Annotated in this window: 1 protein-coding gene; it reads right to left on the reverse strand. The window is 61.0% G+C overall.

The genetic code is table 11. The annotated features are described in order from the left end of the window. Nucleotides 1–47: 47 nt before the first annotated feature. Nucleotides 48–1040 carry a hypothetical protein gene (locus SY1_RS04665; RefSeq protein WP_208872864.1) on the reverse strand — a complete coding sequence of 331 codons (993 nt, stop codon included), beginning with the start codon at nucleotides 1038–1040 and terminating at the stop codon, nucleotides 48–50. Between the last annotated feature and the right edge of the window lie 818 nt (nucleotides 1041–1858).

The raw sequence follows: 1858 nt of genomic DNA on the forward strand, positions 1-1858 counted from the left end.
GGCAATCGCTCTCCTCCTCAACATCGTCACCACCTTTACCTTCCCCATCAGAAGCGGCCTCCCGCTCCTCCGGACCGGCCAAATAGTAAGAGGCACACAAGGAGGAACAGAACAGCGGCGCCGTACAGGGCATTGCATCCGCCGCCGCGCTCCACAATCGTCGTATCGCTCCCCTCGCCATAGTACTCCGCCACCCGGATGGTGTAGCGCTCGCTGCGGGCCGTACCATCCCCGCCGTCCGTGTAGTCCAGGCGGGCCGCGTAGTATCCCGGTTCCCTCAGCACGGCAAGGCCCTCCCACTCCAGCCGATCGTCCGAGTGGCGGATGTCCGGCCTGAACTCCCTGCCGTCCTCATCCGTCAGCGTCATATCGACGGCCCTGGGAGCCTTCGTGAATACAGCAATCATAGACAATGTCTTGTCCTGATAATATGGAGGGTCGGACAGGCGAAACACCTTCAGAGACACGTCCGATACCCGGACCTCCCTCGAGTCCTCGTAGCTCCTTCCGGCAGAGTCCGTCATCCTGAAGTCGAAAATATAACTGCCCTTCTCCGCAAAGGTCAGTCTTTTGCCTATCGTCCCCCGGACGGAGTCCGATATCGCGATGGGAAGTTCTTTCTCAACCGCCTCGGGATGTCCCTTACGGCGGATCGACACGGTGCTGTAGGCACAGGGCCGAGAGTATGTCGCGACGTACGTGTTTTCCATGTTATTCTTCGTGCTGTTGGGGCTCAGCGCAACGACATACAGATCGTCCTCGCCGTCCCGAGGCGTGGGTTCCCCAGGCCCTGGGCGCTTCAGGCGGACCGACAGATCCAGATACTGCAACGGCCTGTTTGCAACCGAAGCCCGGACCATGCCGTCGCCTCCCTCCAGCGTATCGACCACCGCAAACGCGCGTCCGTTGTCCTCCGTTATCCTCACCTGGGGCAGCCGTCCAAGATTGCTGCCCTGCATCAACTCGAAACGGATTTCCACGTCCTTCAGGCAGTTCGTCACGCTGTCTGAGCCGGTCTCTATCTTCTCCACCAGTTTCACCTTGATCGAGCCCGTGTCTTTTGGGCGGAACGCGATCGTCGTGGAATTCCGGATGTTTCCCGGAAGAAGCGAAACCTGCCCGAACCCCCAGGCGCCGACGGAGGCCCCTTTCGAATAGTCATGTGGAACGCCGCGTGCATCGGCTCGGAAATTCCAGGGGTAATCTGTCAGCATAGCCGGCAGGTCGGCGGAAACCCTCCCCTCGGCTGGACCGGCGTATCTTATTGGAATCGTGGGCGCATGGCCCCCGCGATCCTCGGCCTCCGGGGGCCATGACTCGAAAACCTCTCCGACCGTGCCGTCCGACATGCCAGCGGACGGTGCTTCAACCAGGTTGCAGTTTTCATCCAGGACAACGCCGTCTGCGCTGTCCTCGAGCCCATCCGCCAGCAACGAGGCATAAAAGAGTGGCTGCACCCCGAAAATGGCGGAATCGCTCCGCCTCGCGACGTTGCCGAACAACGTACTGTTGCACAGTGTCAGGGCCTGAGCCTTCACCGCGCCGCCGGCCGATTGCGTCTCGTTATCGACGAGAAGGCAATCCTCCAGCACGAGGCATCCTCCGGGTGCCCACTTCCTTATCGAGGGGAAAAATGCATGATGTACGGCAAAGGGAACCTCTTCCACGACAGCATGCCTCGCCGCCGACCGGCATATTGTGAAATCCGGAGAGACGACGACATCGCCAAGCTGATTGCCGACAATCGTGTTGTGTACCGAGGGCCACGGCGAGGGATGGGAGACAGCCGCTGCTCCCCCGCGGTCCGCGCGGTTCCAGCCCACGAACGTTCGCAACAGCGTCAAGTTGACGCCGTCCG

It is taken from the genome of Fretibacterium fastidiosum (assembly GCF_000210715.1).
Classification (GTDB): Bacteria; Synergistota; Synergistia; order Synergistales; family Aminobacteriaceae; genus Fretibacterium; species Fretibacterium fastidiosum.